This window comes from Halomonas sp. 5021 (genome assembly GCF_036663435.1).
GTDB classification, from domain to species: Bacteria; Pseudomonadota; Gammaproteobacteria; order Pseudomonadales; family Halomonadaceae; genus Vreelandella; species Vreelandella janggokensis.
Map to the genome: position 1 here is coordinate 32,467 of NZ_JAXOVU010000017.1, position 22,162 is coordinate 54,628.

Genomic DNA, 22,162 nt, shown 5'->3' on the forward strand with positions numbered 1-22,162 from the left:
GGCTCCTTAGCCCAACGCAACATGACGCAGTGGATGGTCAATCTCGAGTACGTGATGGGTCGTCATCACCACGGCCCCACCAGCCCTGGCATGGGCGACCAGCTGCGCCTCCAGCGCCTCGACGCCCGCCTGATCGATGGCCGTAAAGGGCTCATCCAGTATCCATAGCACACGCGGAGTGAGATTCAGCCTTGCCAGCGCCACGCGGCGTTGCTGGCCTGCTGATAAATGCCCCACCGGAACATCTTCAAAGCCTTCAAGCCCCATGGTCGCAAGGGCGGCTTCGCGCTGTACCTCGTCGCTACATTCATCGTGCAACGCCTGGTACCAGGCCAGGTTTTCCAGCGGCGTCAGGCCCGCGCTCACGCCCGGCGAATGCCCCAGATAAAGCATGTTGGCGGCAAAATGTTCACGCCCCTGACCAAGCGGCTTGCCCTGCCAGTGGAGCGACCCGCAATAGTCATTGAATTGCCCCGCCAGCACTTTTAACAGCGTGGTCTTGCCACTGCCATTGGGGCCGGCTACATGCCATATATCGCCGCGATTGACGTCAATATCCAGCCCCTCAAAGAGCCAGCGGCCATCGCGCTCACAACCCAATTGACGGCCTTGCAAACTCAGCGACACATGCCACCCCACGCAATCAAATACTGTCTTGAACTCTACACTCAAAGCCATTTCCCCGCTAGTCGCGCCGGTCTTCGACGCTCGCATAGGTCGGTTTGCCAAACCACTGGATAATTATTTCTGGCACTGTATGCAAAAACAGGTTTATACTGGACAAACACTGTATGAAAGAACATGTAAAAAACCTAACAACCGTATCGTGTCTACCGATAGATCTTGCCTAGGGACCGGGCGCTGATTTGGAGAAAGCCGATGAACATGTCGATGAACGCCGCAATACCGACGACTCGCCCGACGCCACCCCCCTATTCAATCCCGTCGGCAGCAGCGCGAATGACTCGCCGTAACACCTATACACTGAAGGTACGCGGCAACCGGATGGCCGATTGCAACCTGTTCGATGGCGACGTCATCGTGATTCGGCGCTATCAGGACGACAGTCAGGGCGAGACGGTTATCGCCGAAATCAATCAGCAAAGCCTCGCCCTCAAGCAGCTATCCATCAGCCGGGCGGGCGTACGCCTGTGGCTGGATGATGCCCGGCACCCCGAAGTGTTTTTGCATAATCGCGATATTCAGGTACTTGGCATGTTCATGGGAATTGAGCATCATCCCGTGACACACTAAATTGCCGGGATAATCATGCGCTATCGCGTCCCCCAACTGCCGCCAGGCACTTGGCATATTGACGAGATCGAGGTTGAGAAGAGCCGTTTCATTGCCTGGATAGCCCATACCCCTGAGCTTGACGCCGTGGAAGCATTGGCAAAGGCCGCCAAACAGGCACACCCCAGTGCGAGCCACCACTGCCTGGCCTACATTGCCGGCGCCCCGGGCGAGCAACAGCAGATTGGCTTTTCCGATGACGGCGAGCCCGGCGGCACCGCCGGTCGGCCCATGTTTCACTCGCTGCAAGGTAGTCAGCTGGGCGAAATCGGCTGCGTGGTCATCCGCTACTTTGGCGGTACCAAATTGGGTACCGGCGGGCTGGCCCGGTCGTATGCCCAAGCGGTAAACAAGACACTCGACACCCTTGGTACCCGGGAAATCATCCAACGCATTCACTACCGGGTGCGCTTTTCCTTCGCCGACGAATCCGTTGCCCGCGGGTGGTGCGACGAACAGGCCATTCCCGTGGTCAACGCCGAGTATGACGGAAAGGGAGTGGCGCTCACCATCGGCTGGCCGAGTGATTGCGAGCTTGACTTAACACCATTGGAAAGCCGCCTGAAGCAGTCCATTACCGCGCAGGTCATCAACGACTAAGCAAAAAAACGGCCGCCCCTCAAGGGGGCGGCCGTTTTGCTATGGGCGAGGCCCTTTAGCCTAACCCAAGTACTTGATCATCACCCCGGCGGCTACCGCCGAGCCGATCACCCCGGCCACGTTGGGCCCCATGGCGTGCATCAGCAGGAAGTTATGCGGGTTGGACTCGAGTCCCACCTTGTTGGCCACACGTGCGGCCATGGGCACCGCCGAAACGCCTGCCGCGCCAATCAATGGGTTGATCGGCATTTTGCTCACCAGGTTCATCAATTTGGCCATCAGCACGCCTGCCGTGGTGCCAATCCCGAAGGCGACGATCCCCAGCGCCATGATGCCCAGCGTTTCGACCGCCAGGAAGCTGTCGGCCATGAGCTTGGAGCCCACTGCCAGCCCGAGCATGATCGTCACGATGTTGATCAGGGAGTTTTGCGCCGTGTCGCTTAACCGCTCGACCACGCCGCATTCGCGCATCAGGTTGCCAAAGCAGAACATCCCCAGCAGCGGCGACGCATCGGGCAGAAACAACGCCACCAGGATCAACAGCAGCAGCGGAAACACAATCTTCTCGAGCTTCGACACCGGGCGCAGCTGCGTCATGGTGATCTCGCGCTCTTTCTGGGAGGTCAGAAGGCGCATGATCGGCGGCTGGATCAACGGTACCAGCGCCATGTAGGCATACGCGGCCACGGCAATCGCACCCAGCAGTTCAGGCGCCAGCATGCTCGAGACGTAGATCGAAGTCGGACCATCTGCACCGCCGATAATGCCGATGGCAGCCGCCTGGTTGAGCGAGAAATCCATCCAGCCCATCGACGACAGCAGTACGGCCCCGAAGAGGGTGGCAAAGATCCCGAACTGCGCGGCGGCGCCGAGAAACAGCGTTCTCGGATTGGCCAGCAGCGGCCCAAAGTCGGTCATGGCGCCAACGCCCATGAAGATAATCAGCGGTGCAATGCCTGAGGTAATCGCCACGGTGTAAAACATGTACAGCAAACCATCGCCATAGCCTGCGCCATTGGCCACGGCTTTTGCGGTGGCAAGCTGTTCGGCTGCGCCATTGGCCATCATCTGTTGAAGGCTCGTGCGCCAGCTCTCGATACTCGCCTGGGTGTCGAGGCTGCCCCCCAACGCCGAAGCAAGCTGCTCCAGCACGGCGGGGCGCCCCACATCAATCGCTTGTTCAAGAGCGGACAGCGCCAAACCGGCTTCCGGGATATTGGCGAGAATGCCACCAAAACCAATCGGCACCAGCAGCAGTGGCTCAAATTTCTTGTAGATAGCGAGATAGAGCAGTAACAGGCCCACCATCACCATCACGGCTTGGCCCAGCTCCAGGTTATAAAGCCCGGAGCCTTGCCATAGGGTCAGTAATTTATCCATGCGAGGTCCTTAAAGTTCGATCAGCGTATCGCCAACGACAACGCTGTCGCCTTCACTGACGCTAACAGCCGAAACGGTCCCGGCACTGCTGGCGCGCACTTCGGTTTCCATTTTCATCGCTTCGAGAATAATCACCACGTCACCTTCTTCGACGGTGTCGCCCTGGCGAACATTGACCTTGAAGATGTTGCCAGCGAGCGGGGCGGTGATTGCCTCGCCGCTGGGGGCCGGTGCTTCTTCCTTGGCAGCGGTGGCAGATGCACTTGTCTGCTCTTGCACGTTGCTGATGTCACCACCCTCGGCGACTTCCACAACGAACGCCTTGCCGTTGAGCTTGACGGTATAGGTTTCCGGGCCGTTACTGGCGGCAGGTGCTTTGCTTTCCCCTTTGGCAGGCCCGCTGACCGTTTCCGCCTCGGCTGCCTGGGGCTCGGGCTCAAAGGCGTCGGGATTATCCCGGTTCTTGAGGAACTTGAGGCCAATCTGCGGAAACAGCGCGTAGGTCAGCACGTCGTCGACTTGCTGCTCGCCGTCGGCCAGGCGAATGCCGTCGGCCTTGGCATTGTCCTTCAGTTCGCTGGCCAGCTTGTCCATTTCCGGCGAGAGATTATCCGCCGGGCGGCAGGTAATCGGCTCGCTGCCTTCCAGCACGCGCTGTTGCAGCTCGCTGTTGAAGGGCGCAGGTGCGGCGCCGTATTCGCCTTTGAGCAACGCCTGGACTTCCTTGGAAATCGACTTGTAGCGCTCCTCCATCATGACATTCATCACTGCCTGGGTGCCGACAATCTGCGAAGTCGGCGTGACCAGCGGAATAAAGCCCAGGTCTTCGCGTACGCGGGGGATTTCGGTGAGAACATCGTCGAGCTTATCGCCCGCGCCCTGCTCCTTGAGCTGGCCTTCCATATTGGTCAGCATGCCGCCGGGTACCTGGGCGATCAGAATCCGCGAGTCGATGCCACGCAGGGAGCCTTCAAAGGCGGCGTACTTCTTGCGCACGCCACGGAAATAGCTGGCAATATCTTCCAGCAGCTCAAGGTCGAGCCCGGTATCGCGGTCGGTATCCTTGAGCATCGCCACCACCGATTCAGTGGGGCTGTGGCCGTAAGTCATCGACATCGACGAAATGGCGGTATCAACGTTATCGATGCCCGCCTCGACCGCCTTGAGAATGGTCGAGGTGGAAAGCCCCGTGGTGGCGTGGCAGTGCAGGTGTACGGGAATCGACAGTTCTTTCTTGAGACGCGAGACCAGTTCAAACGCGGTGTAAGGCGTGAGTAGACCCGCCATATCCTTGATAGCCAACGAATCCGCACCCATGGCCGCGATGGTCTTGGCGAGGTCGACCCAGCTATCCAGGGTATGTACCGGACTAACCGTATAAGAAATAGTCCCCTGCGCATGACCGCCCACCTGGCGAACCGCCTTGATGGCGCGCTCCAGATTGCGCGGGTCGTTCATGGCATCAAAGACACGAAATACATCGACACCGTTGGTTTTGGCGCGCTCGACGAATTTATCGACCACATCGTCGGCGTAATGGCGATAGCCCAGCAGGTTCTGGCCGCGCAGCAACATCGCTTGCGGTGTGTTCGGCATCGCCTCTTTGAGTGCCCGAATGCGCTCCCAGGGATCTTCACCCAGATAACGGATGCAGGCGTCGAAGGTCGCGCCCCCCCAGGTTTCCAGCGACCAGTAGCCGACCTTATCCAGCTTTTCGGCAATCGGCAGCATATCGGCTAGACGTAAGCGGGTAGCAAACAGCGACTGATGGGCGTCGCGCAGCACGACATCGGTAATGCCTAGTGGTCTTTTTGTTTCGTTCATGGCTTGGCTCGTAGTCAAGGAATGTTTATTTGTAGTAAAAATAACAAAAAATTATGCGGTTTGCGCGGAGCACCCCAACAAAAGATGAAAGTTAACGACGTCTTTTCGAGCGATAACGGTGCACTGCAGCACTAATCACGGCAAGCGTCTCATCGCCCTGCCCTTTTGCTGGGGAGGCAGGCTTGGCGCTACCACCAGGCGCAACCGGCGCGGGGGCAGGCTGAAAACGCCGGATAATGCCTGACATCAAGGTCAGCAAAAAAACTAAAATCGCAAGAAAAACAAACACAAACCCCATGCCTAACGCCATAAGCCCCAGGCCTTCGTGTAATAATTCCGGGTCCTGCATAAGGCTTCTCCTATCTGGTAGCCAATAAGACCATCAACGCGACCGCTCATTGACGCTTGGCGCAATGCTGGGAATACACTAACCTGCCACACCCCCTGAAGAATGCAATGGCGCGATGGTGTAAGTCATGGTTGTTAATTTACTACATAAAGGCGAAATCGGACTAGCCCCCATGGAGGGTGTGATCGATGCTGTCACGCGCGAGCTGCTGACGGTCAGGCCCGGGTTTGACTGGACGGTGACGGAATTTGTGCGTGTCGTCGATGCCCGCTTACCCCCTCGGGTGTTTTACAAACACTGCCCTGAACTCGCCCGCGATCAGGTTGCCACACCCAGCGGCATTCCTGTTCACCTGCAACTCCTCGGCGCCGACCCGGTGGCTCTCGCCGCCAATGCCCGCCAGGCTTTGGCACTCGGGGCGCGCAGCATTGATCTTAATTTCGGCTGCCCGGCCAAGCTCGTCAACCGTCACGACGGCGGCGCATCGCTGCTGCGCCAGCCCGAGCGCGTTTACCAAGCCGTGAAAGCGGTTGCTAACGCCCTCGACGGCGAAATTCCCGTGACGGCAAAAATCCGCCTGGGGTTTTCTGACCGCCGCCTGGCCGTTGCCTGCGCCCAGGCCACTGAAGCCGGCGGCGCCGCACGGCTCGTCGTTCACGGGCGTACCCGTGACGAAGGCTACCGGCCACCCGCTCACTGGGAATGGATCGCCAGGATCCGACACCGCGTTTCACTGCCCGTGGTGGCCAATGGGGATATCTGGTCCCTGGAAGATTACTGGAAAGCGCGCACGCTCTCAGGATGCCGTGATGTCATGCTGGGACGCAGCGCCCTGGCCGATCCCTGGCTGGCGCCCAGGATACGACACTGGCAGAGCACCGGCGAGCGCCTGGCCGACACCACCTGGTCAATGCGCGCCAACGTTCTCAAGCAATACGCTCATCGTCAGCGTCAACAGTTGCCGAAGAAAGTGGTGGTATCGCTCGTTAAGCAGTGGCTTGCACAGATGCGCCAAGGCAACGCGGAAGCCAACCTTCACTTTCAGCGCGTCAAGCGGATTACCGATCTGGACACCCTGCTTGATAGCCTTGTGCTGCCAACCCGGATGGCCGAACCGGCATAAAAAAAGCGCCCTACCGTGAAGTGGGGCGCTAAACGAGCACGAGACTCAAGCGCGTGGCACTTGAGCCTGTCTAGAAAGCAGAAAACCCGCCCTTGAAAAGGACGGGTTTGGAATCTGGCGCGCCCGGGAGGATTCGAACCTCCGACCCTCTGATTCGTAGTCAGATACTCTATCCAGCTGAGCTACGGGCGCTTACCTTGGTGTGCGGCTGGCGGAGAGAGAGGGATTCGAACCCTCGATAGGGCTATAAACCCTATACTCCCTTAGCAGGGGAGCGCCTTCAGCCACTCGGCCACCTCTCCTTAACGGCACGGCGCGAATATTACCGATTTGGCAGGAAGTTGTCCAGCCCTGCTCGGATTTTTTTCGCGCCGGCCTTACCTTACGCGTAAAACGCGGCACTATCGCACCATCAAACAGCGCTTATTCGGCTTCACTTTCACCGCTTCGTTCGCGCTGAATACGCTGGTATATCTCTTCACGATGAACCGCCACGTCTTTAGGCGCATTGACGCCGATACGAACCTGGTTACCCTTCACACCTAGTACGGTGACGGTGATTTCATCCCCGATCATCAGGGTTTCGCCGACACGGCGGGTTAGGATGAGCATGGCTGATCTCCTTCTCAGACGTTATATACAACGGGATGTGTCCGCCGGCAGCGGTACCATGCCATTATGCGGCATGGTACCCCCTGCCACCAAAGGCACCGGCTCCATGACACCTTAACCTCCCGTTGAAAGAAAGCTCACCACCACACGGCAGCAAGTACCCTTCAGCGTAGAAGGTATAAGGCGTTAATGTTATTCAGATTCGATATCTGACTTATCCAGGCCGAATGCCTTGTGCAAGGCATTCACGGCCAGCTCCATATGTTTCTCGTCAATCACTACCGAAATTTTAATCTCGGAGGTCGACACCATACGGATATTAACGTTTTCGTCAGCCAGCACGCGAAACATTTTCGATGCCACGCCCGCGTGAGAACGCATACCGACACCCACCAGCGATACTTTCGCGATGTTGTCGTCACCACGCAATTCACCGCCGCCCAGGCCTGGAATCACCGTCTCTTCAAGCAGCTTCTTGGTGGCCTTGTAATCACCCTTGGCCACAGTAAACGTGAAGTCGGTGTAATCGCCTGCCGGGGCCACGTTTTGAACGATCATGTCGACTTCAATATTGGCGTCGGCAATCGGGCCCAGAATACGTGAGGCAACACCCGGCACATCAGGCGTGTTGAGCAGGGTCAGTTTGGCTTCGTTTTTGGTAAAGGCGATACCGGAGATCAGCGGTTCTTCCATGGAATCCTCGTCTTTGTCTGCTTCAGCAACAATTAGGGTACCGGGGCCATCTTCAAAGCTCGACAGCACCCGCAGGGGAACGTTGTATTTGCCAGCAAATTCGACCGCGCGAATTTGCAGTATTTTTGAGCCCAGGCTTGATAGCTCGAGCATTTCTTCGACGGTAATATTTTCCAGACGCTGCGCCTTGGAACAGACACGGGGGTCGGTGGTGTACACGCCGTCGACGTCGGTGTAGATCTGGCACTCATCGGCGCCCAGTGCTGCCGCCAAGGCCACACCGGTGGTATCTGAACCGCCACGACCCAGCGTGGTGATGTTGCCGTCTTCATCGACACCCTGGAAGCCCGCCACCACGACAACCTGACCGGCGTCGAGGTCGGCTCTCAGGTCTTCGGTTTCGATGCGCTGGATGCGCGCCTTGGTATAGGCACTGTCGGTATGGATACCCACCTGGGCACCGGTATGCGACGTTGCCGCCACACCTGCCTGCTGCAGCGCCATCGCCAACAGGGAAATCGTCACCTGCTCACCGGTCGACAACAGCATGTCCATCTCGCGCGGGGCGGGATCGCTGTTTAGCGCTTGGGCCATATCGGTCAGGCGATTGGTCTCCCCGCTCATCGCAGAGACGACGACGACTACCTGATGGCCCTGGTCGCGGAAACCTTTGACCTTTTCCGCCACGGCCTTGATACGGTCGACAGAGCCCACCGAGGTGCCGCCGAACTTCTGTACGTATAATGCCATATGCCGTTTTCCTGTGGTTTGGACATGTATGAAGAAAAAAGCCGATAGCAAATAATGCCACCGGCCTGTCTGTTTAGCTAAGCGTGTTTTCCAACCATGCCGGTACGCTGTTCAACGCACCGGGGAGGGCATCGGGCTGGCTACCCCCGGCCTGGGCCATGTCAGGGCGCCCACCACCTTTGCCCCCAACCTGTGAGGCCACGTGGTTAACCAGTTCGCCCGCTTTGACCCGGTCGGTGAGGTCTTTGGTGACCCCAGCAATCAGGCTGACCTTGCCAGTGTCTGTATCGGCAACGCCAAGAATGATCACCCCCGAACCCAGCTTGTTCTTCAGCTGGTCGAGTACGCCGCGCAGCTCTTTACCTGATACCCCGTCCAGCTGGGTCGCCAGCAGTTTAACGCCGTTAACGTCCTGCGCCTGGCTGAGCATGTCACTACCGGCGGCGCTGGCAAGCTTGGCCTTGAGTTGCTCAAGTTCTTTTTCCAGACTGCGATTGCGTTCGACCAGCCCTTCGACGCGCGCTTCAACCTGCTCGGGCTTGGTCTTCAGCCGCTCCCCAAGCCGCTGGACACGGGCCTCCTGTTCGCGGAAATATGCCAGGGCATTTTCGCCGGTAATCGCTTCGATGCGGCGCACGCCCGAGGCAATGCCTGCTTCGCTGACCAGATGGCAACAACCGATGTCGCCGCTGCGCGCCACGTGGGTACCACCGCACAGCTCAATCGAGAAGTCATCTTCACCGATGGTCAGCACGCGGACGTTGTCGGCGTACTTGGCTTCAAACAACGCCGCAGCCCCTTTGGCCTTGGCCTGATCCAGGCTCATTTGCTCGATTTTGGTCGGCGCGTTGGCGAGAATCTGTTCGTTGACCAGCCGCTCCACTTCGGCCAGCTGCTCGGCGGTCATGGGCTCGAAGTGGCTAAAGTCAAAACGCAGGCGCTCGGCATTAACCAATGAGCCCTTTTGCTGCACATGGTCGCCCAGCACCATGCGTAGCGCCTGATGCAGCAGGTGAGTCGCCGAGTGGTTGCGAACAGTGGCATTACGCAGGCTCGCATCCACCTCGCCGCGCACCTTGGCCCCGACACTCATCGTGCCCTCGACCATGATCCCCTGGTGAAGATGGTGGCCACTTTGTTTCTGGGTGTCGGTGACCTGGAAGCGCCCACCGTCGACATGCAGGTAACCGGTATCGCCGACCTGACCGCCCGATTCACCGTAAAAGGGGGTGCGATCAAGGACGACAACGCCTTTCTGCCCCGCTTCCAGTGCTGCCAATTCATTGCCTTCAGCATCCACCAGAGCGGTCACGCTGGACTGGTCTTCCAGCCGGTCGTAGCCGGTAAAGGTGGTTTCGCCGTCCAATTCGATGGAAGCGCTGTAGTCAGCGCCAAACTGGCTGGCCGCGCGGGCACGCTCGCGCTGGGCTTCCAGTTCACGGTGGAAGCCCTCTTCATCCAGCGTGACCTCGCGCTCGCGGCACACATCGGCGGTCAAATCGTAGGGGAACCCGTACGTATCATAGAGTTTGAACACCGTCTCGCCCGGCAATACGTCGCCCTGCAGGTTATCGAGTGCCGCGCTTAAAAGCCCCATGCCGTGGTCCAGTGTCCGGGCAAACTGCTCTTCTTCCTTGAGCAGGACACGGGTGATCTGATCGCTTGCGTCGCGCAGCTCGGGATAGGCATCGCCCATTTCCGTATCGAGTGCGTCCACCAGCTTGTGGAAGAACGGCTCTGTCGCCCCCAGTTTGTGGCCATGGCGAATCGCTCGACGAATGATCCGGCGCAGTACATAGCCACGCCCCTCATTGGACGGCAGTACGTCATCGGCAATCAAGAACGCGCAGGAACGGATGTGATCGGCTATCACCCGCAAGGAAGGCGCGGTGGTATCCGCGTAGCCAGTGGCGCTTGCGGCGGCCTGGAGCAGGTTCTGGAACAGGTCGATTTCATAGTTGGAGTGTACGCCCTGCATGACGGCCGCGACACGCTCCAACCCCATGCCGGTATCGATGGACGGCTTGGGCAGTGGGTTAAGCGTTCCTTCGGCGTCGCGATCGAACTGCATGAACACCAGGTTCCAGATTTCGATGTAGCGGTCGCCATCCTCTTCCGGGCTTCCCGGCGGGCCACCCCAGACCTCGGGACCGTGGTCAAAGAAAATTTCGGAACTGGGGCCACAGGGGCCGGTATCGCCCATCTGCCAGAAGTTATCTTCATCGAGCTTGGAAAAACGTTCAGGATCGATACCGATCTCATCTTTCCAGATGCGTTCGGCTTCGTCGTCGCTGATATGTACCGTTACCCACAGCTTGTCCTTGGGCAACCCCAGGGTCTCGGTAAGAAAGGTCCAGGCGAAACGAATGGCATCACGCTTGAAGTAGTCACCAAAGCTGAAGTTGCCCAGCATTTCAAAGAAGGTGTGGTGGCGCGCGGTATAGCCGACGTTATCCAGGTCGTTGTGCTTGCCACCCGCACGAACACAACGCTGCGCCGAGGTGGCACGCACGTAGGGGCGCGGGTCTCGCCCCAGAAAAACGTCCTTGAACGGCACCATGCCGGCATTGGTAAACAATAGCGTCGGGTCGTTGCCCGGCACCAGCGAACTCGTGGGTACGATGGTGTGCCCGTGTTCTTCGAAGAAGGATAGAAAGGCCTGTCTGATCTCTGCGCTCTTCATAGGGTATCCGTAACAATAAAGCGTGATGCCCCAGGGCGCTGTCGCCGCTACCCGCTGGGGTCGCAAAAGCGCCATTATAGCGCAGTTGTCAAACGACTAAAGCCGCAGTTAGTGGCAGAGCTATCAGAAAGGAGGCTAAATCGCCCGGCAAAGCAGGCTACAAGCAGTCTAATGCGTAGCGAATCTGGTCAAAATCAAACCCCCGCATCGCCAGAAAACGTTCGCGTTTAGCCCGTTCTTTAGGGGTAGCGCCAGGCGATGAGAAGCGCCGCGCCAGGGTGTCCCGGGCCAGTTCAAACCAGTCGACGGCCTCGCGTTCCTCAACGGTCGCAAACGCTGCCGTGGCGATTTCCTGGTCGACACCACGCTGGCGCAACTCGCCTTTGATGCGAATAACGCCCTGCCCCCGATTCACTCGCGACCGAATGAAGCTTTCGGCAAATCGCTCATCCGACTGCAGGCCCTGCTCGATCAGGGCGTCCAGGCAGGCGTCGATATCCTCAGCAGCAAACGTCTTCTGTTCCAGCTTTCGTGCCAGCTCGGTACGCGAGTATTCGCGCCTCGCCAGCAATTGGATAGCCACCTCGCGGGGGGTGGCTTCGTGGGACGATGGGAACATGCTGACGCCCGCGGCTTAGAGCAGATCGTCTTCGGCGTTCGCGTCAGCCGCTTCTTCCTTCTTGGCAGCCTCTTCTTTCTTCGGCTCGGGCTGGGCAAGCAGCTGGGCGCGAATCTGGCTTTCGATCTCTTCCATGACGTCAGGGTGCTCTTCCAGGTACTGGGCCGCATTGGCCTTGCCCTGACCGATCTTTTTACCCTTGTAGCTGTACCAGGCACCGGCTTTGTCTACCAGGTTCTGCTGCACGCCCAGATCGACGACTTCGCCGGCGTGGTATATGCCTTTGCCGTAGAGAATCTGGAATTCGGCCTGACGGAACGGCGGCGCCACCTTGTTCTTGACCACTTTAACGCGGGTTTCGTTACCGGTGACCTCGTCGCCAACTTTCACCGACCCCGTGCGCCGGATGTCCAGCCGCACGCTTGAGTAAAACTTCAGTGCGTTACCGCCAGTGGTCGTTTCGGGACTGCCGAACATCACGCCGATCTTCATGCGGATCTGGTTGATGAACACCACCAGGCAGTTGGCATTCTTGATGTTGCCGCTGATCTTGCGCAGCGCCTGCGACATCAGGCGTGCCTGCAGGCCAACGTGGGCATCGCCCATTTCGCCTTCAATTTCAGCACGTGGGGTCAACGCCGCCACCGAGTCGATAATGATCACATCGACACCGCCGGAACGCACCAGCATATCGGTGATTTCCAGCGCCTGTTCGCCGGTATCCGGCTGAGACACCAGCAGGTCGTCCAGATTAACACCCAGTTTTTCAGCATAGCTGGGGTCCAGCGCATGCTCGGCATCCACGAATGCGCAGACCTTGCCCTGTTTCTGGGCTTGCGCAATCACCGACAGGGTCAGGGTCGTCTTACCCGAGGACTCCGGGCCGAAAATTTCAGCCACCCGGCCATACGGCAGGCCACCGATACCAAGGGCGATATCCAGACCCAGCGAGCCGGTGGACACCGACGGCATGACAACGCGGGGAGCGTCGCCCAGCCGCATGACCGTGCCTTTGCCAAACTGGCGATCAATCTGGCTGAGCGCAGCGTTGAGCGCCTTGGTGCGATTATCATCCTGAGCCATTCAGTCAATCCTCATCATAAGCTGTATAATTAGCCAGTAGTATGCCAAAGATTAGCCGCTAAACAAATCCTCAGCTAGTGTTTCGCGCGATTATTTCTCGCTGCCGTCACCCACTTTTTCCGCCAGCCGCACTATCAGCCCTGCCAGTGCCTGGCGCACGGCCTGCTCACGAACGGCCTGACGGTCACCGGGAAAAACAAACCGCTCGGCTTGCTGCTGGTCCGCATTGCCCCACGCCAGCCAGACAGTCCCCACGGGCTTGTCTTCGCTACCGCCGTCAGGACCCGCGACGCCGCTGACGGCCACCGCAAGCCCGGCACCGCTTTCCCGGCAGGCGCCCGCCACCATGGCCTTGACCACGACGTCGCTGACCGCGCCATGGGTGTCCAGCGTGGCTTCCGGCACGCCCAGAAGACGCGTCTTGGCCGCATTGGCGTAGGTGACGTAGCCGGTGGTGAAGTACGCCGAACTGCCCGCCACCGAGGTGATCGCGCTGGCAATGCCGCCGCCGGTACACGACTCGGCCGCGGTCACTTCCAGTTGCGCCTGCTGGCACAGGCGCCCCAGGCGTTGGGCTAGCAGGGATAAATCCAGATTCATCAAGCTTGAGACACTGGGTGACATCGTCGCTCCTTCATGTGCGTCATCAATTCAGCGTAGAATACTGTGTTTCAGTTGCTCAAAGAACAGGCAGCAAGTTCCACGCGCTTGCGCCCCGCTCAATTAGGACGTCCATGTCACAGGCCAGCCCCGCGCACACGCCAATGATCGCGCAATATTTGAAGATCAAACGCGAGCACCCCGAGGTACTGCTGTTTTACCGAATGGGGGACTTTTACGAGCTGTTTTTCGACGATGCCAAGCGCGCCGCTGCGCTGCTGGATATCACCCTGACCCAGCGCGGCCAGTCGGGCGGCAAGCCCATCCCCATGGCGGGCGTGCCCTATCATAGTGCCGAAGGCTACCTGGCACGCCTGGTCGCCGCTGGCGAATCCGTTGCCATCTGCGAACAGATTGGCGACCCGGCTACCAGCAAAGGCCCCGTTGATCGCCAGGTTGTGCGTATTGTCACGCCCGGCACCCTGCACGACGAGGCCTTGCTGGACGCCCGGCGCGATAACGTACTGGTGGCCGTTGCGCCCGGCAACGAACAGTGGGGGCTGGCCTGGCTTGAGCTTTCCAGCGGCCGCTTTAGCGTGCTGGAAGTCGACGGTGAAGCCGAGATGCTGGCCGAGTTGACGCGGTTATCGCCGGCTGAGTTGCTGGTCCCCGAAAGCCTTACCCTGCCCGACGCATGGTCGCAGACCCGTGGCCTGCGCCGCCAGGGGGAGTGGCTGTTTGACCTGCAGAGTGCGACGCGCAGTTTGTGCGACCAGTTCGAGGTGCAGGACTTACGCGGCTTTGGCTGCGCCCACTTGACCACAGCGCTGGTCGCCGCCGGCGTGCTGATCGACTACGCGCGGGACACCCAGCGCTCACGCCTGCCCCACGTGACGGCCATCAGCGTCGAGAACCGTGACGACGCGGTGGTGATCGATGCCGCCAGCCGACGCAATCTGGAAATCGATATCAACCTCGGGGGCGGGACTGACAACACCCTGGCAAGCGTTCTGGATACCTGCACAACGGCAATGGGCTCGCGCCTGCTGAAGCGCTGGCTGAATCGACCGCTGCGCCAACGCGACGTCATTCAGGGTCGCCAGGCAGGCGTTGCGCTATTAAGCCTGGACGCCAACTACCTGGCCATCCGCGATACCCTAAACGACGTGGGTGACGTCGAACGTATTCTTGCCCGGGTGGCGCTGTATAGCGCCCGTCCACGTGACCTGGCGCGTCTGCGCGATGCCCTGGCCACGCTGCCCACGCTGGAGCAGCAGTTGGGTGAGGTCGAAAACGGCAGCCTGCTGGATAGCCTGCGCCCGCATATTCGCCCCTACCCGGAGATAACCGATACGCTCCAGCGAGCGCTGATCGACAATCCGCCGGTGGTAATCCGCGACGGCGGCGTCATCGCCCAGGGGTACGACGCTGAGCTGGATGAACACCGCGGCCTGGCCGAGAACGCCGGCGACTATCTGGTTCAACTGGAACAGCGCGAGCGCGAGCGCACCGGCCTTGCCAACCTGAAGGTCGGCTATAACCGCGTGCATGGCTACTTTATCGAACTGCCCCGGGCCCAGGCCCAGCAGGCCCCGGCCGACTATATTCGCCGCCAGACGCTGAAAAATGCCGAGCGGTTTATCATCCCCGAGCTTAAAGAGTTCGAAGATAAAGCGCTGTCGGCGAAATCCCGCGCGCTAAGCCGGGAAAAGTGGCTTTATGACCAGCTGCTCAACGAGCTCAACGAGGATCTCAACGCACTGCAGCGGACATCCCAGGCGCTGGCCGAGCTGGATGTGCTGTGCGCCTTTGCCGAACGCGCCGAAGCACTCAACTGGGTACGCCCAACCCTGGTGGAGGCCACCGGTCTGACCATCCACGCCGGTCGTCACCCGGTGGTCGAGCAGGTGAGTGATCATCCCTTCGTGCCCAACGATGTGACCCTCACCCCCGAGCAGCACATGCTGATTATCACTGGCCCCAACATGGGGGGTAAATCAACCTACATGCGGCAAACCGCGCTGATTGCACTGCTGGCCCACAGCGGCAGCTTTGTCCCGGCGGACGCTGCCGAAATAGGCCCCGTCGACCGTATCTTTACCCGCATCGGCTCTTCGGATGACCTGGCGGGCGGACGCTCGACCTTCATGGTCGAAATGACCGAGACCGCCAATATCCTGCACAATGCCACCGAGCACAGCCTGGTGCTGATGGACGAGATCGGCCGCGGCACCAGCACCTTTGATGGTCTGTCACTGGCGTGGGCAAGTGCAGAGCATCTGGCCAGTGCCCGCGCCTTGACGCTATTCGCGACCCACTACTTTGAAATGACCGGGCTACCCGACCAGGCCGACGGCGTGGCCAATATTCACTTAACCGCTACCGAGCATGGCGACAATATCGTCTTCATGCACCGTATCGAGTCAGGGCCCGCCAGCCAGAGTTACGGCTTGCAGGTCGCCCAACTCGCCGGGGTGCCCAGCCAGGTCATCCAGCGGGCGCGTGAAAAGCTGGTTACCCTTGAACAGCGCGACGTTGAGGAACAGCGTCAAATGCCGCTGTCTCAAACGGCCGCACCTCAACAGAATGATTTGTTTGCCAGCGCACCTCATCCGGTGGTGGAGGCGCTGGAAAACGCGGATGTGGATGGTTTATCGCCACGAGAGGCTCTGTCGCTGCTATATCAATGGCGCGAGCTGCTTTAATTCGCGTAACAGAACATCGCCACGGCGCTTGCCGCGGCCTTAGGGCACCTCTAGAATGTCGCCCATACTTTTTAGCTTATAAAAAACGGCTGATTTATAACCATTCACGATTGACCACGACCAAGGGCGTCCCCTTGGTCCCGCAAGAGGGATAGCAAGATGACGTTTGTCGTTACCGAGAACTGCATCCAATGTAAATACACCGACTGTGTAGAAGTCTGCCCGGTCGACTGCTTTTATGAAGGCCCCAATTTTCTGGTGATCCACCCGGACGAGTGTATCGACTGTGCGCTTTGCGAGCCGGAATGCCCTGCCGAGGCAATCTATTCGGAGGATGAACTGCCCGAGGGACAAGAGCAGTTTATTGAAATCAACGCGGAACTGTCAGAAGTGTGGCCCAACATTGCCGAGAAGAAAGACCCGCTGCCCGATGCCGAGGAGTGGGATGGCAAAAGCGGCAAGCTGGAGAAGCTTGAACGGTAAGTGATGCGCGAATCGAGTCGCCATTGCACACCTTTTAGAAACCAGCGACTGCGCTGGTTTTTTTATGCCTGCGGCAGGCATAAAAAAAGGCGGCCCGTAGGCCGCCCGCTCCAAGCACTTCCTCTTGACCACTCCCTGTGTCAACTTCCTTTGGTGCTGTCCTTGCCAGGACTTACATCACTGTTTCACCCGGCGCACCAACCTGCATCCCGTTGCATCCTGCCTGGGGGACATCCTTGCCTCCCTTGTCCTTGATGAGCATTGTGGCAGAACCGGCTGACACCACAAGGCGGTCCAAAACGACAAAGGGTAGGCCATGCTGGCCTACCCTTTTTCATAAACACCTTTAAAAACAGATAGTTAAAATTTAATTAGTGAAAAATTTCTGTTTTTCTTACATCTATCGAGCGATTTTCGACGGCATTTGTAAGAGATCTCTTACAAAATCTTGAGACATCTCTTACAAAGCCACTGCCATTTCTTGCCTTATTGGCCCTTAATGGCCTTGATCCCCGGGTAGCTGACGTCGCCCAATTCATCTTCGATCACCAACAGGCGGTTGTATTTGGCAACGCGGTCGCTACGGCACAGCGAGCCGGTTTTAATCTGCCCGGCACAGGTACCGACGGCCAAATCGGCGATGGTGGTATCTTCGGTCTCACCGCTACGATGGGAAATCACCGCGGTAAAGCCCGCGTCCTGGGCCATCTTGATGGCATCCAGCGTTTCCGACAGCGAACCGATCTGGTTGAACTTGATCAGAATCGAGTTGCCGATCTGCTCGTCGATGCCGCGCTTGAGAATCCTGGTATTGGTGACGAATAGATCATCACCCACCAGCTGCACTTTATCGCCCAGCTTGTCGGTCAGCGCTTTCCAACCCGCCCAATCGGATTCATCCATGCCATCCTCGATGGACACGATCGGGTAGTCCGCGCACAGGCCTGCAAGGTAATCAGTGAAGCCCTGGGCGTCGTAGCTTTTGCCTTCACCGGCAAGGTTGTACTGACCGTCTTTGTAGAATTCGGAAGACGCACAGTCCAGCGCCAGCGTCACATCGCTGCCCAGCGAGTAGCCCGCATCGGCAACCGCCTGCTTGATAACCGCCAGCGCGTCAGCGTTGGACGCCAGGTTGGGGGCGAAACCGCCTTCGTCGCCTACCGAGGTGGAAAGCCCCTTGGCCGACAGTACCTTTTTCAGGGCGTGGAAAATTTCCGCGCCCATGCGCAGGCCTTCGCGGAAGTTGGCCGCGCCTACTGGCTGGACCATGAATTCCTGGATATCGACGTTGTTATCCGCATGCTCGCCACCGTTCAGGATGTTCATCATCGGCACGGGCATGCGGTACTGGCCAGGCTGGCCGTATAGCTCGGCGATGTGCGCGTAGAGTGGCACGCCTTTGGCATTGGCAGCGGCTTTAGCTGCCGCAAGCGATACGGCCAGAATCGCATTGGCGCCCAGGTTGGCCTTGTTATCCGTGCCGTCCAGGGCAAGCATGGCGTCGTCCAGGCCACGCTGATCGCGCGCGTCCATCCCCAGCAATGCCTCTCGGATTCTGCCATTGACCGCGTCCACTGCTTTGAGCACGCCTTTACCCAGGTAGCGCGCCTTGTCGCCATCACGTAGTTCGAGCGCTTCCCGCGAGCCGGTAGAGGCGCCGCTTGGGGCACAGGCGTCGCCTACCGCACCGCTTGCCAGGCGAACGGTTGCCTGAACGGTGGGGTTACCGCGTGAATCGAGTACTTCCAACGCACGGATATCAACGATTTTGGTCATGACAGTGTCCTTAGTTGTCGGTCTAATGGAGGTTTAACGTATCACGTTTGGCGGCGCCATCAGCGAATGGACAGCGGCGCAAAGCCTTTCACCAGCGCATCCAGCTGCATGAGCTGGGTCAGAAACGGCTCCAGCTGATCCAGCGGCAAAGCGCAGGGGCCATCGCACTTGGCATTATCGGGGTCCGGGTGCGCTTCCAGGAACAGCCCGGCCAAACCCACCGCGACGCCCGCGCGAGCCAATTCCGCCACCTGGGCACGGCGCCCATCGGCGCTATCGGCACGCCCACCCGGGCGCTGCAGTGCGTGGGTCACGTCGAAAAACACCGGCGACCCGGTTTGCTTCATGTCGCCCAGGCCCAGCATATCCACAATCAGGTTGTTATAGCCAAAACTGGTGCCCCGCTCGCAAAGCATCAGGCGGTCGTTACCGGCTTCCCGGAACTTGGTGAGGATATGACGCATTTCATGCGGCGCCAAAAACTGCGGTTTCTTGATATTGATCGCCGCCCCCGTCCTGGCCATGGCCACGACCAGATCGGTCTGGCGTGCAAGAAACGCTGGCAGTTGGATAATATCGGCCACTTCGGCTGCCGGTGCGGCCTGCCAGGGTTCGTGGACGTCGGTGATGACCGGCACTCCGTGGCGGGCTTTTATGTCCGCCAGGATCTGCAGGCCTTTTTCCAGTCCCGGTCCACGGTAGGAGTGGATCGAGCTGCGGTTGGCCTTATCAAAACTCGCCTTGTAGACGTAGGGCATGCCCAGCTTTTGCGTCACCTTGACGTAGGTCTCGGCCACTTCATCCGCCAGCTCAGCCGACTCCAGGACGTTCATGCCCCCCAGCAGCATCAGTGGCAAAGAATTGCCGGCAGTTAGGCCGGCAACGTTGATATGGTGCTCTTGGAATGTCTCTTGAGAAGCCATGCTTCCCCCTGTTATTCCTGAGGCGCCGCGTGGGCACGTGCCCTTGCGGCTTTGTGCTCGACGGCGGCATTGATAAAGCCTGAAAAGAGCGGATGGCCATCCCGCGGCGTCGAGGTGAATTCCGGGTGGAATTGGCAGGCGACGTACCAGGGATGGTCAGCAAGCTCGACCATTTCCACCAGCGACTGGTCGACACTCTTGCCTGAAATTACCAGCCCGGCCTTTTCCAGGTCATCGATAAACTGGTTATTGACCTCGAAACGATGGCGGTGGCGCTCGACGATTTCATCAGCGCCATAGGCTTCACGTGCCTTGCTACCTGACGCGAGGCGGCATACCTGACCGCCCAGGCGCATGGTGCCACCCAGGTCGGAAGCCGCATCGCGCAGCTCGATTTTGCCTTCTGCGTTAAGCCACTCGGTAATCAGGCCGACAACGGGGTGCTGGGTATCGTGGGTGAACTCGGTGGAGTTGGCATCCTTCCAGCCCGCCACATGGCGCGCAAACTCGATCACAGCCACCTGCATGCCCAAGCAGATCCCCAGATACGGCACCTTGTTTTCACGGGCAAACTGGGCGGTCATGATCTTGCCTTCAACGCCGCGCTCACCAAAGCCGCCCGGCACCAGGATGGCGTCTTTACCGGCCAGCCGTTCGGTACCATGGCGCTCGATATCTTCCGAGTCGACGAAGTCGATATTGACCTTGATGCGCCCCTGGATACCGGCATGGGTCAACGCTTCATTAAGCGATTTATAGGCGTCGAGCAATTCCATGTACTTGCCGACCATGGCGATGCTGACCGACTTCAGCGGGTTAAGCTTGGCATCCAGGACCTTCACCCACTCGGAAAGATCCGCCGGGCCGGCCTCCAGACGCAGTTTGTCACAGACGATATCGTCCAGCCCATGCTCGTGAAGCATCAGCGGGATACGGTAGATCGTATCGGCATCCTGCAGCGGCACAACGGCACGCTCTTCAACGTTGGTGAACAGGGCGATTTTGCGGCGTTCGCTCTCTTCCAACTCGACTTCGCTGCGGCAGATCAGGATGTCCGGCTGGATACCGATGGAGCGGAGCTCCTTGACGCTGTGCTGGGTCGGCTTGGTTTTGGTTTCACCCGCCGTCTTGATGTAAGGCACCAGCGTCAGGTGCATGAACAACGCGCGGTTGGCGCCCTGTTCGCTGCGAATCTGGCGGATCGATTCCAGGAAGGGTAGCGACTCGATATCGCCGACCGTACCGCCAATTTCCACCAGCGCGACGTCAAAGCCTTCACCACCGGCATAAACGCGCTGCTTGATTTCGTCGGTAATATGCGGGATGACCTGAACGGTACCACCTAGATAATCGCCACGCCGCTCTTTACGCAGTACGTGCTCGTAAACACGCCCGGTCGTAAAGTTGTTACGCTGGGTCATTTTGGTGCGAATAAAGCGTTCGTAGTGGCCAAGGTCCAGGTCGGTTTCTGCACCATCCTCGGTGACAAATACCTCGCCATGCTGGAAGGGGCTCATGGTGCCCGGGTCGACGTTGATGTAGGGGTCGAGCTTGAGCATGGTGACCTTAAGGCCGCGTGCCTCGAGGATCGCCGCCAGCGAGGCCGACGCGATGCCTTTGCCAAGAGAGGACACAACGCCGCCGGTCACGAAGATATATCGTGTCATGAAAAACCTGTCGAAACGTGATCAGAAGGCACGGCAGAAAGCCACACCAGGATGGGACGACAGAATAGCAGAGTACGACCTAAGGCTCAATTACGGCGGGAAGAGGGATCGAGGCGCCGAGGGTGATAGCCAGTCAATGGCCTGATCGCCCGACAAGTCGGGCTCCTACATGGCCTCGCGCAAGACGGGGTGGTAGATACCGTCTCTCGATACCAACTGCAAGGGGCTTTATGTCCCTTGCGGCCGATATTCACTTTGTGACTTCAACACGCCGAAAGCGATATGCACCAATTTCCGCATAGCCGCTCCCAACGCCGACAGTGTTGGTTTACCACGGGCTTTGAGTCGTGCAAATTGCTCGCTGATATCAGGATTACATCGGGTCGATACGACGGCGGCCATATAAAGCTTCCGGCGGATGCCGGGCGCCCCTGCCTTGGAAAGATGGGATCGTAATTTCACCGATGTACCTGACTCTTTTAGTATCGGTACGAGGCCCAGGAACGCGGCTGCCTGTCGAGCACTGCGAAAATCTCGACTGCGTAGTGTGGCGACCAAGCGAGCTGACAGGACGTTTCCGATACCGGGAATACTCTCGAGTAGTTTGCGATCCTGTTTAAGCGGCGGATGCGCCTCGAAATGGTCAGCGATCGCCTGCTGCAGCCGCTGTACTTCTCGCTCAAGGGCGACCAGCATATAGCTAATGGATTCGCTCGCTTGAGTGTCGGTGTTGAATTCGGCCTTCTCCAGGCGGTTACGCTCGCGTTGCAGATCGTCCTCTACGGCTTCTAACCGGTTGATGAGACGCTTTAGCTCTCTCACCTCCGTTGGCTCTGGTTGCCACGGTTGAGGGTTCCGTTCGATCCCATAGCGGGCGAGCATCATGCTGTCCTTGCGGTCAGTCTTGCTGCGGACGCCCATCCCCTTGGCGTGATGGCGCACCTGGGCAGGATTCAGTACGTACACGGTGGCACCAACGTCATGCAGCCAGTAAGCTAA

General features: G+C 58.9%; 19 protein-coding genes and 2 tRNA genes. 5 read left to right on the forward strand and 16 right to left on the reverse strand.

Features of this window, described 5'->3' with window-relative positions; translation table 11 throughout:
- Window positions 1-6: 6 nt before the first annotated feature.
- Window positions 7-627, reverse strand: a complete 621-nt coding sequence (ccmA, locus tag R3F64_RS17970; protein WP_199284701.1) for a cytochrome c biogenesis heme-transporting ATPase CcmA — start codon at window positions 625-627, stop codon at window positions 7-9.
- A 333-nt stretch (window positions 628-960) separates the two neighbouring features.
- On the opposite strand from ccmA, the gene R3F64_RS17975 reads away from it, so the two are divergent.
- Together R3F64_RS17975 and R3F64_RS17980 are read left to right on the forward strand one after the other, a co-directional pair.
- The gene (locus R3F64_RS17975) at window positions 961-1,254 is read left to right on the forward strand and encodes a LexA family protein (protein WP_085918900.1); all 294 of its coding nucleotides are present in this window, start codon (window positions 961-963) and stop codon (window positions 1,252-1,254) included.
- A 15-nt stretch (window positions 1,255-1,269) separates the two neighbouring features.
- The gene (locus R3F64_RS17980; protein WP_332612914.1) at window positions 1,270-1,893 is read left to right on the forward strand and encodes an IMPACT family protein; all 624 of its coding nucleotides are present in this window, start codon (window positions 1,270-1,272) and stop codon (window positions 1,891-1,893) included.
- A gap of 60 nt (window positions 1,894-1,953) precedes the next feature.
- Here the strand turns inward: R3F64_RS17980 and R3F64_RS17985 are convergent, their stop codons facing one another.
- From R3F64_RS17985 to R3F64_RS17995, 3 genes are all read right to left on the reverse strand, one after another.
- Window positions 1,954-3,273, reverse strand: coding sequence for a sodium ion-translocating decarboxylase subunit beta (locus R3F64_RS17985; RefSeq protein ID WP_085918902.1), 1,320 nt, complete (start codon window positions 3,271-3,273; stop codon window positions 1,954-1,956).
- A 9-nt stretch (window positions 3,274-3,282) separates the two neighbouring features.
- Window positions 3,283-5,097 carry a sodium-extruding oxaloacetate decarboxylase subunit alpha gene (gene oadA / locus R3F64_RS17990; protein ID WP_332612917.1) on the reverse strand — a complete coding sequence of 605 codons (1,815 nt, stop codon included), beginning with the start codon at window positions 5,095-5,097 and terminating at the stop codon, window positions 3,283-3,285.
- Between the two features lie 91 nt (window positions 5,098-5,188).
- Window positions 5,189-5,446, reverse strand: a complete 258-nt coding sequence (locus R3F64_RS17995) for an OadG family protein (RefSeq protein ID WP_268901097.1) — start codon at window positions 5,444-5,446, stop codon at window positions 5,189-5,191.
- A 172-nt stretch (window positions 5,447-5,618) separates the two neighbouring features.
- On the opposite strand from R3F64_RS17995, the gene R3F64_RS18000 reads away from it, so the two are divergent.
- The gene (locus R3F64_RS18000) at window positions 5,619-6,569 is read left to right on the forward strand and encodes a tRNA dihydrouridine synthase (protein ID WP_264824638.1); all 951 of its coding nucleotides are present in this window, start codon (window positions 5,619-5,621) and stop codon (window positions 6,567-6,569) included.
- Window positions 6,570-6,684: 115 nt separating this feature from the next.
- Here the strand turns inward: R3F64_RS18000 and R3F64_RS18005 are convergent.
- The 8 genes from R3F64_RS18005 to R3F64_RS18040 all read right to left on the reverse strand — a co-directional run bounded on the left by R3F64_RS18005 (window position 6,685) and on the right by R3F64_RS18040 (window position 13,633).
- Window positions 6,685-6,761: transfer RNA gene (locus R3F64_RS18005), tRNA-Arg, on the reverse strand.
- Between the two features lie 17 nt (window positions 6,762-6,778).
- A tRNA-Ser gene (locus R3F64_RS18010) sits at window positions 6,779-6,871 on the reverse strand.
- A 121-nt stretch (window positions 6,872-6,992) separates the two neighbouring features.
- Complete coding sequence (gene csrA, locus R3F64_RS18015) at window positions 6,993-7,181, reverse strand: carbon storage regulator CsrA (RefSeq protein ID WP_066321318.1); 189 nt, start codon at window positions 7,179-7,181, stop codon at window positions 6,993-6,995.
- A 192-nt stretch (window positions 7,182-7,373) separates the two neighbouring features.
- A complete protein-coding gene (locus R3F64_RS18020; RefSeq protein WP_085918905.1) occupies window positions 7,374-8,624 on the reverse strand; it encodes an aspartate kinase in 1,251 nt (416 codons plus the stop codon).
- A 73-nt stretch (window positions 8,625-8,697) separates the two neighbouring features.
- Window positions 8,698-11,307 carry an alanine--tRNA ligase gene (alaS, locus tag R3F64_RS18025; protein WP_332612921.1) on the reverse strand — a complete coding sequence of 870 codons (2,610 nt, stop codon included), beginning with the start codon at window positions 11,305-11,307 and terminating at the stop codon, window positions 8,698-8,700.
- A gap of 157 nt (window positions 11,308-11,464) precedes the next feature.
- Complete coding sequence (locus R3F64_RS18030; RefSeq protein WP_085918907.1) at window positions 11,465-11,926, reverse strand: regulatory protein RecX; 462 nt, start codon at window positions 11,924-11,926, stop codon at window positions 11,465-11,467.
- 15 nt (window positions 11,927-11,941) lie between these two features.
- Window positions 11,942-13,009 (reverse strand): recombinase RecA, encoded by a 1,068-nt coding sequence (gene recA, locus R3F64_RS18035; protein ID WP_066321310.1) that lies wholly within the window; start codon window positions 13,007-13,009, stop codon window positions 11,942-11,944.
- A 90-nt stretch (window positions 13,010-13,099) separates the two neighbouring features.
- Window positions 13,100-13,633 (reverse strand): CinA family protein, encoded by a 534-nt coding sequence (locus R3F64_RS18040; protein ID WP_085918908.1) that lies wholly within the window; start codon window positions 13,631-13,633, stop codon window positions 13,100-13,102.
- 110 nt (window positions 13,634-13,743) lie between these two features.
- Here R3F64_RS18040 and mutS point away from each other — a divergent pair, with 110 nt between their 5' ends.
- Together mutS and fdxA are read left to right on the forward strand one after the other, a co-directional pair.
- Window positions 13,744-16,314 (forward strand): DNA mismatch repair protein MutS, encoded by a 2,571-nt coding sequence (gene mutS, locus R3F64_RS18045; RefSeq protein ID WP_085918909.1) that lies wholly within the window; start codon window positions 13,744-13,746, stop codon window positions 16,312-16,314.
- A gap of 159 nt (window positions 16,315-16,473) precedes the next feature.
- A complete protein-coding gene (gene fdxA / locus R3F64_RS18050) occupies window positions 16,474-16,797 on the forward strand; it encodes a ferredoxin FdxA (protein WP_066321307.1) in 324 nt (107 codons plus the stop codon).
- Window positions 16,798-17,283: 486 nt separating this feature from the next.
- On the opposite strand, the gene eno is transcribed toward fdxA, so the two are convergent.
- The 4 genes from eno to R3F64_RS18070 form a co-directional block, all read right to left on the reverse strand.
- Window positions 17,284-18,573, reverse strand: a complete 1,290-nt coding sequence (gene eno / locus R3F64_RS18055; RefSeq protein WP_085918910.1) for a phosphopyruvate hydratase — start codon at window positions 18,571-18,573, stop codon at window positions 17,284-17,286.
- 59 nt (window positions 18,574-18,632) lie between these two features.
- Window positions 18,633-19,496, reverse strand: coding sequence for a 3-deoxy-8-phosphooctulonate synthase (gene kdsA / locus R3F64_RS18060; RefSeq protein WP_253025365.1), 864 nt, complete (start codon window positions 19,494-19,496; stop codon window positions 18,633-18,635).
- A gap of 11 nt (window positions 19,497-19,507) precedes the next feature.
- Window positions 19,508-21,163 carry a CTP synthase gene (locus tag R3F64_RS18065; protein WP_085918912.1) on the reverse strand — a complete coding sequence of 552 codons (1,656 nt, stop codon included), beginning with the start codon at window positions 21,161-21,163 and terminating at the stop codon, window positions 19,508-19,510.
- Window positions 21,164-21,391: 228 nt separating this feature from the next.
- Window positions 21,392-22,162, reverse strand: a 771-nt coding sequence (locus R3F64_RS18070; protein WP_332612923.1) for an IS110 family transposase, incomplete at its 5' end; no start/stop codon positions are given.

Coding starts and splice junctions, on each gene's coding strand:
- R3F64_RS18000 (WP_264824638.1), top strand. CDS start 5,619: ATGGAGGGTGTGATCGATGCTGTCACGCGCGAGCTGCTGACGGTCAGG.
- fdxA (WP_066321307.1), top strand. CDS start 16,474: ATGACGTTTGTCGTTACCGAGAACTGCATCCAATGTAAATACACCGAC.
- mutS (WP_085918909.1), top strand. CDS start 13,744: ATGTCACAGGCCAGCCCCGCGCACACGCCAATGATCGCGCAATATTTG.
- oadA (WP_332612917.1), bottom strand. CDS start 5,097: ATGAACGAAACAAAAAGACCACTAGGCATTACCGATGTCGTGCTGCGC.
- R3F64_RS18040 (WP_085918908.1), bottom strand. CDS start 13,633: ATGTCACCCAGTGTCTCAAGCTTGATGAATCTGGATTTATCCCTGCTA.
- kdsA (WP_253025365.1), bottom strand. CDS start 19,496: ATGGCTTCTCAAGAGACATTCCAAGAGCACCATATCAACGTTGCCGGC.
- alaS (WP_332612921.1), bottom strand. CDS start 11,307: ATGAAGAGCGCAGAGATCAGACAGGCCTTTCTATCCTTCTTCGAAGAA.
- R3F64_RS17980 (WP_332612914.1), top strand. CDS start 1,270: ATGCGCTATCGCGTCCCCCAACTGCCGCCAGGCACTTGGCATATTGAC.
- R3F64_RS18030 (WP_085918907.1), bottom strand. CDS start 11,926: ATGTTCCCATCGTCCCACGAAGCCACCCCCCGCGAGGTGGCTATCCAA.
- R3F64_RS17985 (WP_085918902.1), bottom strand. CDS start 3,273: ATGGATAAATTACTGACCCTATGGCAAGGCTCCGGGCTTTATAACCTG.
- R3F64_RS18065 (WP_085918912.1), bottom strand. CDS start 21,163: ATGACACGATATATCTTCGTGACCGGCGGCGTTGTGTCCTCTCTTGGC.
- recA (WP_066321310.1), bottom strand. CDS start 13,009: ATGGCTCAGGATGATAATCGCACCAAGGCGCTCAACGCTGCGCTCAGC.
- R3F64_RS17975 (WP_085918900.1), top strand. CDS start 961: ATGACTCGCCGTAACACCTATACACTGAAGGTACGCGGCAACCGGATG.
- R3F64_RS18020 (WP_085918905.1), bottom strand. CDS start 8,624: ATGGCATTATACGTACAGAAGTTCGGCGGCACCTCGGTGGGCTCTGTC.
- R3F64_RS17995 (WP_268901097.1), bottom strand. CDS start 5,446: ATGCAGGACCCGGAATTATTACACGAAGGCCTGGGGCTTATGGCGTTA.
- csrA (WP_066321318.1), bottom strand. CDS start 7,181: ATGCTCATCCTAACCCGCCGTGTCGGCGAAACCCTGATGATCGGGGAT.
- eno (WP_085918910.1), bottom strand. CDS start 18,573: ATGACCAAAATCGTTGATATCCGTGCGTTGGAAGTACTCGATTCACGC.